Origin of the sequence: Rhizobium sp. WW22, assembly GCF_047041135.1 — a bacterium.
Lineage (GTDB): Bacteria > Pseudomonadota > Alphaproteobacteria > Rhizobiales > Rhizobiaceae > Rhizobium.
Map to the genome: position 1 here is coordinate 3,339,360 of NZ_CP178198.1, position 14,282 is coordinate 3,353,641.

16 protein-coding genes are annotated in these 14,282 nt (G+C 58.8%); 11 read left to right on the forward strand and 5 right to left on the reverse strand.

What is annotated here, in order from left to right:
- Nucleotides 1-14 precede the first annotated feature (14 nt).
- A complete protein-coding gene (locus ACK83U_RS16275) occupies nt 15-995 on the reverse strand; it encodes an ImuA family protein (protein ID WP_412474678.1) in 981 nt (326 codons plus the stop codon).
- A gap of 274 nt (nt 996-1,269) precedes the next feature.
- Here ACK83U_RS16275 and ACK83U_RS16280 point away from each other — a divergent pair, with 274 nt between their 5' ends.
- The gene (locus tag ACK83U_RS16280; RefSeq protein ID WP_106999598.1) at nt 1,270-1,707 is read left to right on the forward strand and encodes a metallopeptidase family protein; all 438 of its coding nucleotides are present in this window, start codon (nt 1,270-1,272) and stop codon (nt 1,705-1,707) included.
- A gap of 423 nt (nt 1,708-2,130) precedes the next feature.
- On the opposite strand, the gene ACK83U_RS16285 is transcribed toward ACK83U_RS16280, so the two are convergent.
- On the reverse strand, nt 2,131-2,337 hold the full coding sequence (locus ACK83U_RS16285) for a DUF1737 domain-containing protein (RefSeq protein WP_037155128.1): 207 nt from the start codon (nt 2,335-2,337) through the stop codon (nt 2,131-2,133).
- 37 nt (nt 2,338-2,374) lie between these two features.
- Complete coding sequence (locus ACK83U_RS16290) at nt 2,375-3,319, reverse strand: HpcH/HpaI aldolase/citrate lyase family protein (RefSeq protein WP_112606902.1); 945 nt, start codon at nt 3,317-3,319, stop codon at nt 2,375-2,377.
- A gap of 111 nt (nt 3,320-3,430) precedes the next feature.
- On the opposite strand from ACK83U_RS16290, the gene ACK83U_RS16295 reads away from it, so the two are divergent.
- The 10 genes from ACK83U_RS16295 to ACK83U_RS16340 all read left to right on the forward strand — a co-directional run bounded on the left by ACK83U_RS16295 (nt 3,431) and on the right by ACK83U_RS16340 (nt 12,540).
- Nucleotides 3,431-3,667, forward strand: a complete 237-nt coding sequence (locus ACK83U_RS16295; RefSeq protein ID WP_041677743.1) for a hypothetical protein — start codon at nt 3,431-3,433, stop codon at nt 3,665-3,667.
- A 185-nt stretch (nt 3,668-3,852) separates the two neighbouring features.
- Nucleotides 3,853-4,461, forward strand: coding sequence for a 3-isopropylmalate dehydratase small subunit (gene leuD, locus ACK83U_RS16300; RefSeq protein WP_015341746.1), 609 nt, complete (start codon nt 3,853-3,855; stop codon nt 4,459-4,461).
- 281 nt (nt 4,462-4,742) lie between these two features.
- Nucleotides 4,743-5,561 carry a sugar phosphate isomerase/epimerase family protein gene (locus ACK83U_RS16305; RefSeq protein WP_112606904.1) on the forward strand — a complete coding sequence of 273 codons (819 nt, stop codon included), beginning with the start codon at nt 4,743-4,745 and terminating at the stop codon, nt 5,559-5,561.
- Between the two features lie 270 nt (nt 5,562-5,831).
- Nucleotides 5,832-6,944: a 3-isopropylmalate dehydrogenase gene (leuB, locus tag ACK83U_RS16310; protein ID WP_112606906.1), complete on the forward strand. Its 1,113-nt coding sequence runs from the start codon at nt 5,832-5,834 to the stop codon at nt 6,942-6,944.
- Between the two features lie 200 nt (nt 6,945-7,144).
- Complete coding sequence (lpxE, locus tag ACK83U_RS16315) at nt 7,145-7,909, forward strand: lipid A 1-phosphatase LpxE (protein ID WP_112606908.1); 765 nt, start codon at nt 7,145-7,147, stop codon at nt 7,907-7,909.
- A gap of 152 nt (nt 7,910-8,061) precedes the next feature.
- The gene (locus tag ACK83U_RS16320) at nt 8,062-8,316 is read left to right on the forward strand and encodes an ArsR/SmtB family transcription factor (RefSeq protein WP_083258232.1); all 255 of its coding nucleotides are present in this window, start codon (nt 8,062-8,064) and stop codon (nt 8,314-8,316) included.
- A gap of 157 nt (nt 8,317-8,473) precedes the next feature.
- Entirely contained in the window at nt 8,474-9,223 is a 750-nt protein-coding gene (locus ACK83U_RS16325) for a glucose 1-dehydrogenase (RefSeq protein ID WP_112606910.1), read from the forward strand.
- A gap of 298 nt (nt 9,224-9,521) precedes the next feature.
- On the forward strand, nt 9,522-10,031 hold the full coding sequence (locus tag ACK83U_RS16330; protein WP_069613886.1) for a Dps family protein: 510 nt from the start codon (nt 9,522-9,524) through the stop codon (nt 10,029-10,031).
- A gap of 369 nt (nt 10,032-10,400) precedes the next feature.
- Nucleotides 10,401-11,435, forward strand: coding sequence for an aspartate-semialdehyde dehydrogenase (locus ACK83U_RS16335; protein ID WP_112338628.1), 1,035 nt, complete (start codon nt 10,401-10,403; stop codon nt 11,433-11,435).
- A gap of 283 nt (nt 11,436-11,718) precedes the next feature.
- A complete protein-coding gene (locus tag ACK83U_RS16340; RefSeq protein WP_112606912.1) occupies nt 11,719-12,540 on the forward strand; it encodes a lytic transglycosylase domain-containing protein in 822 nt (273 codons plus the stop codon).
- Nucleotides 12,541-12,652: 112 nt separating this feature from the next.
- Here the strand turns inward: ACK83U_RS16340 and ACK83U_RS16345 are convergent, their stop codons facing one another.
- Both ACK83U_RS16345 and ACK83U_RS16350 read right to left on the reverse strand, forming a co-directional pair.
- Entirely contained in the window at nt 12,653-13,294 is a 642-nt protein-coding gene (locus tag ACK83U_RS16345; RefSeq protein WP_112606914.1) for a carbonic anhydrase, read from the reverse strand.
- 99 nt (nt 13,295-13,393) lie between these two features.
- Nucleotides 13,394-14,101: a DUF1013 domain-containing protein gene (locus ACK83U_RS16350; RefSeq protein ID WP_112606916.1), complete on the reverse strand. Its 708-nt coding sequence runs from the start codon at nt 14,099-14,101 to the stop codon at nt 13,394-13,396.
- Between the last annotated feature and the right edge of the window lie 181 nt (nt 14,102-14,282).

Below are 14,282 nucleotides of genomic sequence, written 5' to 3' on the forward strand. Positions count from 1 at the left end.
CAAGCGGCGGCGCTTCAAGCCTGCCTGCCGAACGCCAGGACAGACCCCAGCGCTTGCGCGCGATCCGGTCGGTCGGCAGATGCGGGAAGGTCAGCGCCAGAATGCGCTGTGTATTCGCCGGGAAAGGCAGGGTAATGAACATCGGAGACAGGGGCAAAGCGGCGGTCATGGGCATTCCACTCCAGGATTATGGAAAGGGGCGCCGGGTTTCGGCTCTTTTCCAAGGTCAGACGAAAAGCCGGGTGACCGATGCTGCCGCCAAGCACCGATCCGTCCGGCAGGGGCCGCGCCTGTGCCGGCGCGGGTTCGACGGAAAAGCGGAAGAGGGCGCTGCTTGCTTCCTCCTCGCCTCCCTGTCGCAACAGAAACAAGGGCTGTCCCGCCGCCTTGGCCCTCAGCGCCAGGCGCCGGCTTTCGGTCAGACCGAAACGGGCGGGATTGCCGCGCACCTCCAGAATGACGACGGCAAAGGCAGCACTGCCAAGGGCTGCTTCCGCCACCCAGAGCGCATCGTCGAGCTTGCGCGGCGACGCCTGCAGGAGAGCCTGAGGCTCCAGCCCGAAATCGCCGATGCCGATGGCATAGGGCAGGCCTGCCTCCATCGTTGCCACCGTATCGCCGATCCATAGGACCGGCGACTTGGCCGCGGTCTTATCCGATGCTCGCGCATGCAGTCTCGCCGCGAGCGCCAGGGCAAAGCCGCTGGCCGCCCCGGCATCGCGCAGGCCGAGCGAGCGGATTTCCGTCAGCGCATCGAGCGGCAAACCGCCTTGCAGAGCCGCATCGAGCTCATCGACGCCGATCGGAAGGAGCGACTGTTCAAGCGTAGGCTCAGTAGGCAGGGATTTCGCACTACCCATCGCCTCTCTCACCGGCTTGTCTGCCAAAGCCTCATGCGCCGAGGCTGCCAGCGCCGGGATCGGCCTGCCTTCCAGTCGGGCAATGGTTTCACGCAGGGCAAAAAGCGTTTCCCGCGCCACGGCAGCCTCGGCCATGACGTTCACTCCAGATCGATAATGTTCCTGTTATGTTCTTATGGATTCCAGAGCTTGGAGAAAGAGTCAACACCATTTCATAAGAAAATATTCCTGTGAACCGAGCCAGATGATTTCGGTCTGTCGCCCGAAAATCCGAATCCGCTCTAGAATCAAAAAAGTAGAGCATGATGTCGATCGAAAACCGCTCAAACACTTTTCGGCATCACGCTCTATTCCGCTCTCGTAAAAGCAGCGCAAAGTCTCTATATGACCAGCCAAGGAAGGAATATTCATGGCTCGCGTTGACCAGAGCGAAGATTGGCGGGATCGCCATTCTCCCTCCATCAGCACATTCGAATCCCTGGCAATGGAGGCTTACAGCCACTTGCCGGAGGAATTCCGCTCGCTCACCGGCAACCTCGTCATTCTCATCGAGGATTTCCCGGATGACGAAGTGTTCGAGGATATGGCGCTGGAAACACCCTTCGACCTGCTCGGTCTCTTCGAAGGCCGCGGCATCTCGGAGCGCTTTACCGCCCAGACCGGCGATATGCCCAATAAGATCCGCCTCTATCGCCGGCCGATCATCGACTATTGGGCCGAGAACGATGAAACTCTCGGCGACATCATTACCCATGTCCTGATCCACGAGATCGGCCACCATTTCGGCCTGAGCGACGAGGACATGGAGCGCATCGAGGCAAGCGCCGAAGAAGCGACGGATCGGTGATATCTTTCGTCAATAAAATTTACTATCATCCGATATATTGTAGATTCACTCGCAACGGATAGGATAAAGTGACTTTAAGGATAAGCCTATTATTTAGCGCTTCATTCCTTCTCCTATTGATAATAGGAGATTACTTTAAGGTTGGCGCACCGGATCTTAATGAAAATCCTGTCACAAACTTCGCCAAGCTCATATATTTTATTGGCATCTTCAGCTCCTTCACCTTTGGCTTAGGGAGCAGCATGCTGAGCATGTCCTTACGCTCATCCCTTAGAAAGGGCGAGGACATCACGTATGTAAAAGAAAATCCGATAATCTGGCTTTTGACATGGCGTGAAGTAAAAGACGAGATAAACGCATTTAGGGCTATTTAGGCTCCAATGGCAGCCAATGCTCGTTGAAGCCCGTTCGCTCATCAACTTATTACTGCTCCGAAAGCTTCATATCCGGATCGTAATCCTTGCCGGCAACTTCCTTGACGACGGCCTGGCCGCACTCCATACGCCCGCTTGCAGAATTGAAGCCATAGGTCGGCGAGCCGTATAGCTCCCAGCCCTTGTTCAGCGCCGCACTGACCTTGTGGCAGAAGGAAGCGTCATCGGGGCCGGTGAGGAAGCGGTAGAGTTTCATTAGGGCATCTTTCGTATTTGGCCGGGCAATTCGACGGTCAGACCTCGGTGCGGGGCGCCGCTGCCGTGCCCGAAGAGCGCTGTTCGATCAGGCGAGCTTTATGAATGAGTCTTTCCGCCTGGACAAGGTGCAGCCGCTCCACCATGCGCCCGCCAAGGTTCACGACATTGAGAGTGGCGGCGCTCGGGTCGGCAAAAGCCGCAATGATGGCTTCGGCCTCGGCAATGGCAGCCTCAGCCGGGCCGAAATGCCGGTTGGCCGCCTCGATCTGGTTTGGATGGATCAGCATCTTGCCGGCAAAGCCCATGGCGACACCCTGGCCGCATTCTGCTTCGAACTCCTCGGCATTCCTGAAATCGTTGAAGACGCTGTCGATCGCCTCAAGGCCGTAAGCGCTGACGGCCAATATCACCTGCATCAGCCAGGGCACGAGATAGGGGCGACCGGGCTGCGGCAGAACGCCCGTTTCCTTTCTGAGGTCGTTGAGACCGACGACGAAACAATCGAGCCGGCTCCCTGCCGTGCGCCCGGCTTCGGCGATCGCGGCCGCATTCAGGATGCCGCGCGGCGTCTCGATCATGGCCCAGATACGCAAGTCTTCCGGTGCATCGGCTTCCGCAAGCCGGTCACTGACATCGCTTACGTCCTGCGGCTCGTCCACCTTCGGCAGCAACACCGCATCCGGCTCCAGCTCCGTAACCAGCGCCAGGTCATCGGCACCGAAATTGGAGGAGAGCGCATTGATACGGATGATCCGCTCCCTGCCGGGAAGCGGCGAGACCGCAAAGAAGGCCCGGAGATTCTCCCGCGCCTCGGCCTTTTTCTCCGGCGAAACCGAATCCTCGAGATCGAAGATGACCGCGTCGCATTCGAGGCTCGAAAGCTTGTCCAGCGCGCGTCGGTTGATAGCGGGAACGCTCAAGACCGATCGGCGCAGACGGGCGGGACGGGACGAAGGGCTTTGGCTCGCAGATTGGCTCATTGTGCCGTTTTGCCGCGCTTTTAATCGGCAGGCAAGTCAACAAAAAGCCATGCTCCTCTTGCAGATGACAATCATGAGGGCCACATTGCTTGATGTAGAGAGGTCTCGACCATGCAGAATATTCGTTCCCTGTTCATCGCACTTGCCGGTATCACCGTGTTTGCAGCCATGGCGCTGTTTACCGTTTCGGTCACGCTCGCCGTCGGCGCTATCCTTACCGTGCTGATGGCAGCCCGCGCGATTTCGCTGCGCATGAAGCCGGCCCCGGTGCACGCCAAGGCGAAGACGAACGGCCAGCGCGAAATGCGCATCTGGAACGACGGTCGCGGCACGATCATCGACCTCTAGGATTGAAAGCAGGGCAGGGCGGTCTATCCGGCGGGCCTATGTGTGCGATCAGGCCTCGTCCTGAAGGGCACGACGACCCAAAGCGCCGCGTTTTAGAGCATTTCCAAGATTTTCCTTCATTTCGGGCCGGATTTGCTCTATTGGCAGGATAATTCGTGCTTAGACGAGAATGAAGGCAGGACCCCATGGACAAGTTCGTGAAGTTGACCGGTGTCGCAGCACCCCTCCCGGTCGTCAATGTCGATACCGACATGATCATCCCGAAGGATTATCTGAAGACCATCAAGCGCACGGGTCTCGGCAAGGGGCTCTTCGCTGAAGCCCGCTACAATGAAGACGGTTCTCCGAACCCGGATTTCGTGCTGAACAAGCCGGCCTATCAGAATGCCAAGATCCTCGTCGCCGGCGATAATTTCGGCTGCGGCTCCTCGCGTGAGCATGCTCCCTGGGCGCTTCTCGATTTCGGCATCCGCTGCGTTATTTCAACCAGCTTCGCTGACATCTTCTACAACAACTGCTTCAAGAACGGCATCCTGCCGATCAAGGTCAGCCAGGAAGAGCTCGACAAGCTGATGGACGACGCCTCGCGCGGCTCCAACGCCATTCTGACGGTCGATCTCGAAAACCTCGAGATCACTGGCCCGGACGGCGGCTCGCTGAAGTTCGAACTTGACGAATTCAAGCGCCACTGCCTGCTGAACGGCCTCGACGATATCGGCCTGACGCTGGAAAAATCCTCTGCGATCAGCGACTTCGAAAAGACGAACGCCGCATCGCGCCCCTGGGCTGCCTGATCGGTCTTTCCCTTATCGCATGTTTCGAAGCCGGGCCTTGCGCCCGGCTTTTTTCATGCCGGGCATATTAGACTCCCTCTCCCCGCCTGCGGGGAGAGGGGACTATCCCGCAATTATCACAGCCCAGGAGCGGAGACCGCAAATCCCGCGAAAACAGCTCAGACGCCGTCTTTCCCGCCCGCTGTAATATGATCGACAAGAAGGAGGTCCATACAGACCGCCGAGATCCTTCGGGCCGTCTCTCCCACCCTTAAATTTTCTCCACGCAATGGAGCCCCTTCATGACCTCCCTTCCCATTGTCGGCGCCGCCATGACGCTCGACGACGTCGAAATCCATCGCAACTGGCTGCTCGAAAAGCCGCGCGATCTGGAGCTGCAGAGCTTTGTCGAAGCCGAAATCCTGAACGGCGATTGGGCTCCGCTGGCCGAGCGCGCCCGCAAGCTGCTCGACGGCCATCAGGGTCGTCTCGGCATCCACGGTCCGTTCTGGGGCTTCGTCATCGCCTCGCAAGACCCGGACGTCCGCGCCGTCGTCTCCAAGCGCCTGCTGCAGGCGCTCGACGTCTGCGCCAATATCGGCGCCACGCAGATGGTCATCCATAGCCCCTATACGTCGTGGTCCTACAACAACCTCGACAACAACAAGGGCGAGCGCGAAAAGATCATCGAATACACGCATCTGACGCTGAAAGAAGCGGTCAAGCGCGCCGAAGACATCGGGCTCACCATGGTCATCGAGAACATCGAGGACAAGGATCCTCATATCCGCGTCGGCCTCGCCGACAGCTTCAATTCGACCGCCGTCGCCGTTTCGATCGACACCGGTCATGCCCATTACGCCCATGGCTATACGGGCGCTCCTCCTGTTGACTACTACGTCCATGCCGCCGGCAACCGCCTGCAGCATGTCCACCTGCAGGACGCCGACGGCTATGCCGACCGCCACTGGAGCCTCGGCGAAGGCAACATCTACTGGCGAGCCGTCTTTGCCGCCCTTGCCAAGCTTAACAGCAATCCGCGTCTGATCATCGAGATCGAGGACAAGTCGAAGATCCCGGCATCATCAGCCTATCTCGCTTCGCTCGGGCTGGCTGAGTAAGGTTCGGACATCCCTTCTCCCCTCGGGGAGAAGGTGCCCGGAGGGCGGATGAGGGGGCGGCACGAAGCTGCCGATACCAGATTTACCTAAAATCTCCGGTAACGCCCTCTCACCCCGCGCGTTCCGCGCGACCCTCTCCCCGCTGGGGCGAGGGTAGGCTTTCGGTCCAATACGCCCGAAAACCGTACCGTTTCGGCCTCTTCCTCGCTTGAAAAGCCGCATTTGGAAGTCTAAAAACCCCGCAACTTTTTCTTTCGCGGAGGCTTCCTCATGACAGTGCGCAATCTTTTCCTCCTGCCGGGTGACGGCATCGGCCCCGAGGCCATGGGTGAAGTTCGCAAGATCATCGCTTACATGAACGAGGCCAAGAACGCCGGCTTCGTCACCGACGAGGGCCTTGTCGGCGGCAGCGCCTATGATGCGCATGGCGCGGCGATCTCCGATGCCGACATGGCAAAGGCAATGGCGGCTGACGCCGTGCTCTTCGGCGCCGTCGGCGGCCCGAAGTGGGATGGCGTGCCTTACGAAGTACGTCCGGAAGCAGGCCTGCTGCGCCTGCGCAAGGATCTGCAGCTCTTCGCCAACCTGCGCCCGGCCATCTGCTATCCGGCACTGGCATCCGCTTCTTCGCTGAAGCCGGAGCTGGTCGAAGGTCTCGACATCCTCATCGTGCGCGAGCTCACCGGCGGCGTCTATTTCGGCGAGCCGAAGGAAATCATCGACCTCGGCAACGGCCAGAAGCGCGGTATCGACACCCAGGTTTACGACACCTACGAGATCGAGCGCATTGCCGGCGTCGCCTTCGAACTGGCGCGCACCCGCAACAACCGTGTCTGCTCGATGGAAAAGCGCAACGTCATGAAATCAGGCGTGCTCTGGAACCAGGTCGTTACCGCGACGCATAAGGAAAAATATTCCGACGTGCAGCTCGAGCACATGCTGGCCGATGCCGGCGGCATGCAGCTCGTGCGCCAGCCGAAGCAGTTCGACGTCATCGTCACCGACAACCTCTTCGGTGATATGCTCTCCGACGTCGCCGCCATGCTCACCGGCTCCCTCGGCATGCTGCCGTCCGCCTCACTCGGCGCCCCCGATGCAAAGACCGGCAAGCGCAAGGCTCTCTATGAACCCGTGCATGGCTCGGCCCCTGATATCGCCGGCAAGGGCATTGCCAATCCGATTGCCATGATCGCCTCCTTCGCCATGTGCCTGCGCTATTCCTTCGGCATGGTTGCCGAAGCCGATGCGCTGGAAAGGGCGATCGCCAACGTGCTCGACAGCGGCATCCGTACCGGCGACATCATGTCGGCAGGCAGCCGCCAGGTCGGCACCACCGAAATGGGTGACGCCATCCTTGCCGAATTCAAGGCTCTCTCCGCATAATCTCCGGCAGAAATCGCCTGATATATTTCACGTGAAACACGAAGCCCCATTCTGCGAGGAACGGGGCTTTTTCTTGTGAACGGGATGGGCGCGTCTCAGCGCGAGACCGCCGCGCAGGCCTTCGTCATCGATTTTTAGAAAAACTGTAACAACAACCTGCTATCGGTCGGATCGATTGGAAATCGACATAGGCATTGATTATGCAGGCGATCTTGACGTCTCTCGACAGGCGTTGGCGGCGAAGCGATGCAGCTTTTGCACCATCCCATTGGAAACTCTGCCTTTTTGTGACAGCCAATATTGTCCTTCTTTCCGCTCTCCTGTTCGATGGACCTGTCGGCGCCACCCTTAAAAGCCTATCGCCCTCCATTCGCTTCGTCGGTGGAATGCTGACCGATTTCGGCGATTCCGGATGGATCCTTCTCATCAGCGCCTTCCTGTTTTTCGAAGGTTGGGCAGGCAGCAAGCTGCTGCATTCGCAGCGCTGTCGCTGCCAAGCACTGCGCATCTGTCAGATCGGCGGCTATCTCCTGACAACCGTGGCGCTTTCAGGCATCCTCGCCAATTTGCTGAAGCGTGCCATCGGCCGCGCCCGCCCGACGCATTTTGCCGATTGGGGGCCTTTTGGCTTCTCGCCTTTTAATGGCCGTGCCAGCTTCGAAAGCTTCCCCTCCGGCCATGCGACCACCATCGGCGCCCTGTTCGTGGCGCTTGCCTTCCTGTTTCCGCGCTATCGCTATATCTTCGCTGCTTGCGCCCTATGGCTGGCGATCACCCGCGTCATGGTCGGCGCGCATTATCCGAGCGACGTCATGGCCGGCCTAGCGCTCGGCGGCTGGTTTTCCTTCATGATAGCCATCGTCTATTCACGCTACGGCCTGCTCTTCCGCATCGACGCCGCCGGTTGGCCGACGCCGCGCTTGCCGTTCTTCAAAAGCAGCAGGCTGCGCCAGACCGATTCCTGAGCCCGCCGCGGCTGCATCGCAAAGGTTGCCAAGGCTCTCGCGCATTCATATATCTGGCAGGATGGGGATGATCGAAGCCGGTCAACCCGATTTTGTTTCCGTTTGCGATGAACACCATGGATGCCGGGCCAATACGTTTGAGCGAAAGGCAGATGGGATTGATCTCCCGGGCACTTGCCGAGCCGCGACGCGTGCAGATCCTGAAGGAGATCGGCACACGGAGCGAACCCATGCCCTGCAGCCTCCTGAACGAGTGCCATGCCGTCAGCGCCGCGACAATGTCGCATCATATCAAGGAGCTGGAGAATGCCGGCCTTATCGAGATCCAGCGCGAAGGCAAATTCGCCAATCTCGTGCTGCGCCGCGATACTCTGAACGCCTATATGGCGGAACTTTCCAAGATCTGACGATTTCATTCCAGCCATCAGCATTTCTTCTCGTGGCTCTTGTATCAATTAGATGATTATCTAAATATCAAAGCGACGGTGCGATCGGTTTTCGGGTCGCACGCGCCAAATTATTCGATGATTGTAAGACTGTCTAAGTTTTTCGAAGGAAAATGACATGAGCAAACTGGCAGGCAAGGTCGCGATCGTGACCGGAGCATCCAAGGGTATCGGCGCCGGCATCGCCAAGGCGATGGGCGAAGCGGGCGCGGCTGTTGTCGTCAACTACGCCTCCAGCCGCGAAGGCGCCGACAGAGTGGTGGCTGAGATCACCGCGAAGGGCGGCAAGGCGCTCGCCGTCCACGGCGACGTTTCCAAGTCAGAGGACATCAAACGCCTCTTTGCAGAAGCGAAGCAGGCCTTCGGCCGCGTCGATATCCTCGTCAACAATGCCGGCGTCTATCAATTCGCCCCGATCGAGGAATTCACCGAGCAGGAGTTCCATCGCCAGTTCAATATCAACGTACTTGGCACGTTGTTGGCCACGCAGGAAGCCGTGAAGCACTTTGGCGCCGAGGGTGGCAATGTGATCAATATCGGCTCCAACGCCGTCAGCATGAACCTGGCGACCGCCTCCGTCTATACGGCGACCAAGGCCGCTGTTGATTCCATCACCAAGATCCTCGCCAAGGAACTCGGTCCACGCAATATCCGCGTCAACAATCTGGCACCCGGTGGCGTCGAGACGGAGGGCGTCGTTGCCGCAGGCATCATTGGCAGCGATTTTGAGAAGCATCTCGTCTCCCAGACACCGCTTGGCCGTCTCGGCCAGCCGACGGATATCGCGCCGGTCGCCGTCTTCCTCGCCTCGCAGGATGCCGCGTGGGTGACCGGCGAAACCCTCTATGTCGGTGGTGGCCTGAAGTAGCCGCTATTCGCGATACTGCCGTCCGAGAGGAGGGCGGTTTGCCGGGCGCGACACAACCGCGCGCCCGGCCAATACATTAGCAAGCAATTGCCAAACCACCTCAATTTCCTATTTAATGAATATGTTCGGGTTTTCCGCCTAAGCATCGCAGTTGGCCATGCCGCGAAGCGACATTTCGACTGTGAAATTTCAAAACAATCCTGTCTTCAATGCGATCCCGCGCAGCAGCTGATGTCATCGAACTCCCCGAAGATCCGCCGGCGATCGCTGTCGTGAACAACAAACGGAGGACGCCTTTATGAATACCGCCAACACCAAATCGAAATTGGGTACGCGCACCAATCTCAGCGAAGATGCGACGCGCGATATTTCCGCGGCCTTGAGCGCCCTGCTGGCGGATGTCTTCGCCCTCTATCTGAAAACCAAGAATTTTCACTGGCATATGAGCGGACCGCATTTCCGCGATTATCACCTGCTTCTCGACGAACAGGGCGAACAGATTTTCGCAATGACCGACCCGATGGCCGAGCGTGCCAGGAAGATCGGCGGAACGACCCTGCGGTCGATCGGGCAGATCGCCAAGCTGCAGCGCATCCCGGACAATGATGCCGAATATGTCGATCCGCAGGACATGCTCGCCGAGCTGGCGGACGATAATCTGAAGCTTTCCGCCGAAATGCGGGCCGTCCACGACGTCTGCGACGAGTACGGCGATGTCGCTACAGCCAGCCTTCTGGAAAACTGGATTGACGAGACCGAGCGCCGCACCTGGTTCCTGTTTGAAACCACACGCAAGTCCAACCGCTGATACTGAAACGGCGCACCTTCGAACATGATGAAGGCCGGTTTCGACGCCTCCGATTTCCTCGCTACGGCAACGATGCAAGCGAGGAAATCCTTGACTCCTGTGGAAAACATCTTAGAACCGGCGACGGAAAAGGAAGACTTCCATGGTTCGCTTCGAACAGCTCGATAGCTTCAGTCACCTGGCGCAATGTGCCGGGCGGGATGTCTATTTTCCGGTTTCTTCCAAAACCAAGGCCAAAACGACGACGAAAACCGTCTGACGTCTCTGGCCTGCCGCTCTCTCCCCGGCCCGGCCGGGGACAGGACCCGTCGCCGATGGCCGCGGTTCCCCCCTCGCCCAAGAGGAGAGAAGAGAAAGAAAGCTTGAGAAATGGGTTTCAAAGTTGCAGTAGCGGGCGCGACCGGGAATGTCGGCCGTGAAATGCTCAATATCCTCGCCGAACGCGGCTTTCCGGCCGATGAGGTCGTGGCACTCGCATCGGCCCGCTCGCAGGGAACCGAAGTGTCCTTCGGCGATCGGACGCTGAAGGTTTCCAACCTGGAGAATTACGATTTCTCCGACACAGACATCTGCCTGATGTCGGCCGGCGGCGACGTTTCCAAGAGGGTATCGCCGAAGATCGGCGCCCAGGGCTGCGTCGTCATCGACAACTCCTCCGCCTGGCGCTACGACGCCGACGTGCCGCTCATCGTTCCGGAAGTAAACCCGGATGCCATCACGCAGTTCACCAAGCGCAACATCATCGCCAACCCGAATTGCTCGACCGCGCAGCTCGTCGTGGCCCTGAAGCCGCTGCATGACTTCGCCAAGATCAAGCGCGTCGTCGTTTCCACCTACCAGTCGGTTTCCGGCGCCGGCAAGGACGGCATGGACGAGCTCTTCAACCAGACCCGCGCCGTCTTCGTCGCCGACCCGATCGAGAACAAGAAGTTCACCAAGCGCATCGCCTTCAACGTCATCCCGCACATCGATGTGTTCATGGAAGACGGCTACACCAAGGAAGAGTGGAAGGTACTGGCCGAAACCAAGAAGATGCTCGACCCGAAGATCAAGGTCACCTGCACGGCTGTCCGCGTGCCTGTCTTCATCGGCCATTCGGAATCGGTCAACATTGAATTCGAGAACGAGATCACTGCCGATCAGGCCCGTGACATCCTTCGCGAAGCTCCGGGCTGCCTCGTCATCGACAAGCATGAGAACGGCGGATACATCACGCCGTACGAATCCGCCGGCGAAGATGCGACCTATATTTCGCGCATCCGTGAAGACGCGACCGTCGAAAACGGCCTCAACCTGTGGGTCGTCTCCGACAACCTGCGCAAGGGCGCCGCGCTCAACGCCATTCAGATCGCCGAATTGCTCGTCAACCGTGGGCTGATCAAGCCGCGCAAGCAGGCTGCATAAGGATCTGTAAACCAATTTACGGTTTATCAACCCTCGTTAGGTAAGCAGGATAGAACGGAAGCCTCGCCATTTCGATAAACGGCGGGGCTTTTTTGAATGATTTTGGCGGCGATGTTTCAAATGCAACGAAAACATCACGCGCTAAAATATGATGACATGATGGCCGGATGCTGGCATGGTCCGGTGACGACTAAACGCACGTGATCCCTTGGCTTCCAAGGGTTTGCGCGCCATTGAAAACGGTTACCGCGTTCGCATCGCGGTAAGAATTCGGGGACACTGAATGCGCTTCACAAAATCTGGAATGGCAGCTCTCGTGGCGGGCGGGTTGCTGCTGGGAATGCCGCTTGCGGCAAATGCCGCCTCTTGCGGTAACACTTCCGCCGGATTCGAGAACTGGGTGCAGGAATTCAAGCGGGAAGCGCAGGGACAGGGTGTCAGCCCATCCACCCTCGACAGGGCCTTCGCCGACGTTCATTACAACCAGCCCACCATCCGTGCCGACCGCGGCCAGAAGAGCTTCAAGCTTTCCTTTGAGGAATTCATGAAGAAGCGCGGGGGACAGACGATCATCAATCGTGGCAAGGGCATGAAGCAGGCCAATGCTGCACTGTTTGCCAAGATCGAGAAGCGTTTCGGCGTTCCCCCAGGCCCGATCATCGCGATCTGGGGCATGGAAACCGGCTTCGGCAGCTATATGGGCGACCAGCATACGCTTTCGGCGGTCTCAACCCTTGCTTATGATTGCCGTCGTTCCGCATTCTTTACCGAACAGCTCTACGCCGCCCTGAAGCTCGTCGGCGAAGGCTATCTCAGCCCATCAGCCCGAGGCGCCGCCCATGGCGAAATCGGCCAGACGCAGTTTATGCCGAAGAACGTGGTCCTCTACGGCGTCGATGAAGATGGCAACGGCAGGGTCGATCTTGTGGGATCGCGAGCAGACGCACTCGCCTCGACGGCCAACTTCCTGCGCGGCCATGGCTGGCAGCCAGGCGCCGGCTATCAGCCCGGCGAGCCGAATTTCTCCGCTATCGCCGGCTGGAACGACGCAAAGGTCTATCAGCAGGCAATCGCCTATATCGGCCAACAGATCGACGGCAAGTAAGTCTGATCTCATGAATCAAAAAAGGCGCTGCGACCAGATGGTCCGCAGCGCCTTTTTCGTTTGATCCACCTGCCGCCCCATCAGGCGGCCAGTCCTTTAAACCTCGAGCCCCTTAAATCTCAGGGCGGATGAAATCGCGCGTCGCCGGGTCCATGACCCAGAGTTCGCCGGTCGAAATATCAAACCAGGCACCGTGCAGATTAAGCTTGCCTTCTTCCTCGCGCGCCCTGATCTCCGGGAAACTACGGAGATTGTCGAGCGAATTGCGGATCGAGATGCGCTCCAGAGCCGTCTGACGCTCGGTCTGCGTCATGATGTCGTTGCTCTGGATCTGTTCGGCCGCCGGCTTCAGCAATCCCATCCATCGGCCGATAAAATCACCCGGCGATAGTGGTTCGGCGTTGGGGTCGAGCGCGGCGCGGATACCCCCGCAGCGGCCGTGACCCATGACGACGATATCCGACACTTTCAGCGACAAAACCGCGAATTCGAGCGCTGCCGAAGTCGCATGGAAATTGCTGTCCGGCTCGTAGGGCGGCACCATATTGGCGACGTTACGGATGACGAAGAGCTCGCCAGGCCCCGCGTCGAAGATGATCTCCGGCGCCGAGCGGGAGTCACTACAGGCAATCACGAGGGTCGATGGGTTTTGGCCGAGCTCGGCGAGAGTGCGGTAGCGTTCGCGCTCATCGACGTAACGCCCGCTCATGAAGTTGCGATAACCGTTCAGAAGGGTGTCGGGAAAGCTTTTCATGATATTGAATTACCCCGCACTTCGCCCGATGGCAACCGTTTCACCGCAAAAAGCCCCGGTCGAAAAGCCGGGGCTTTGCAACAATCCGATCGTGGGATCTTAGAACTGGTCGTCGTCTTCGTCGTCGCGGCTGGTCGACTTCAGCGACTTCAGCTTAGCGAAAACGGCGTCGGCATCGATTTCCTTTTCCTTCTCTTCTTCACGCTCATAGCTGAAGCCGAGCTTTTCGGTTTCCTGAGCCGGCTGCAGGGTTGCGCCGAGCTCGGCGGCGGTCGGCAGCGGACGGCCCTTGGAGGCCTTTTCGACTTCCATGTCGAGGTCGATCTGGCTGCAGAGGCCGAGCGTGACCGGGTCCATCGGTGTCAGATTGGTTGCGTTCCAGTGCGTGCGGTCGCGGATCTGCTCGATGGTCGACTTGGTGGTGCCGACCAGGCGGGAAATCTGCGCATCCTTCAGTTCCGGATGGTTGCGCACCAGCCACAGGATGGCGTTCGGGCGATCCTGGCGCTTGGAGACCGGCGTGTAACGCGGGCCGCGGCGCTTGGATTCCGGCACGCGGACCTTCGGCTCGGAAAGCTTCAGCTTGTGGTTCGGGTTGGCTTCGGCGCGGGCGATTTCGTCGCGGGTCAGCTGACCGGTCGAGATCGGGTCGAGGCCCTTGATGCCCTGTGCTGCTTCGCCGTCGGCAATGGCCTTCACTTCGAGCGGATGCAGCTTGCAGAACTGCGCGATCTGGTCGAATGACAAGGCCGTATTGTCGACAAGCCAGATGGCAGTTGCCTTCGGCATGAGCAATTGTTGAGCCATGGATATAGTCCTTCTGTCAGTCCGCGCCGGTGTCGCGGTCCGGGGTGTAACACCACATTGTCCGGGAAATACGGCCCTATATAGCGATAGTGTCGCGGAATTGCAATTCTTTGCGCATGAAATGCACTTTGTCCAATTGCTGTCGTAGTTTGACCTGCTATTTATTGCACGGAAAGAGCAC

Bases quoted from the DNA above. Each gene is read 5' to 3' on its own strand.
- ACK83U_RS16350 (WP_112606916.1), bottom strand. From the start codon at position 14,101: ATGGCTCAACAATTGCTCATGCCGAAGGCAACTGCCATCTGGCTTGTC.
- ACK83U_RS16280 (WP_106999598.1), top strand. From the start codon at position 1,270: ATGGCTCGCGTTGACCAGAGCGAAGATTGGCGGGATCGCCATTCTCCC.
- lpxE (WP_112606908.1), top strand. From the start codon at position 7,145: ATGCAGGCGATCTTGACGTCTCTCGACAGGCGTTGGCGGCGAAGCGAT.
- ACK83U_RS16305 (WP_112606904.1), top strand. From the start codon at position 4,743: ATGACCTCCCTTCCCATTGTCGGCGCCGCCATGACGCTCGACGACGTC.
- leuD (WP_015341746.1), top strand. From the start codon at position 3,853: ATGGACAAGTTCGTGAAGTTGACCGGTGTCGCAGCACCCCTCCCGGTC.
- ACK83U_RS16345 (WP_112606914.1), bottom strand. From the start codon at position 13,294: ATGAAAAGCTTTCCCGACACCCTTCTGAACGGTTATCGCAACTTCATG.
- leuB (WP_112606906.1), top strand. From the start codon at position 5,832: ATGACAGTGCGCAATCTTTTCCTCCTGCCGGGTGACGGCATCGGCCCC.
- ACK83U_RS16285 (WP_037155128.1), bottom strand. From the start codon at position 2,337: ATGAAACTCTACCGCTTCCTCACCGGCCCCGATGACGCTTCCTTCTGC.
- ACK83U_RS16275 (WP_412474678.1), bottom strand. From the start codon at position 995: ATGGCCGAGGCTGCCGTGGCGCGGGAAACGCTTTTTGCCCTGCGTGAA.
- ACK83U_RS16330 (WP_069613886.1), top strand. From the start codon at position 9,522: ATGAATACCGCCAACACCAAATCGAAATTGGGTACGCGCACCAATCTC.
- ACK83U_RS16325 (WP_112606910.1), top strand. From the start codon at position 8,474: ATGAGCAAACTGGCAGGCAAGGTCGCGATCGTGACCGGAGCATCCAAG.
- ACK83U_RS16340 (WP_112606912.1), top strand. From the start codon at position 11,719: ATGCGCTTCACAAAATCTGGAATGGCAGCTCTCGTGGCGGGCGGGTTG.
- ACK83U_RS16320 (WP_083258232.1), top strand. From the start codon at position 8,062: ATGGGATTGATCTCCCGGGCACTTGCCGAGCCGCGACGCGTGCAGATC.
- ACK83U_RS16295 (WP_041677743.1), top strand. From the start codon at position 3,431: ATGCAGAATATTCGTTCCCTGTTCATCGCACTTGCCGGTATCACCGTG.
- ACK83U_RS16290 (WP_112606902.1), bottom strand. From the start codon at position 3,319: ATGAGCCAATCTGCGAGCCAAAGCCCTTCGTCCCGTCCCGCCCGTCTG.
- ACK83U_RS16335 (WP_112338628.1), top strand. From the start codon at position 10,401: ATGGGTTTCAAAGTTGCAGTAGCGGGCGCGACCGGGAATGTCGGCCGT.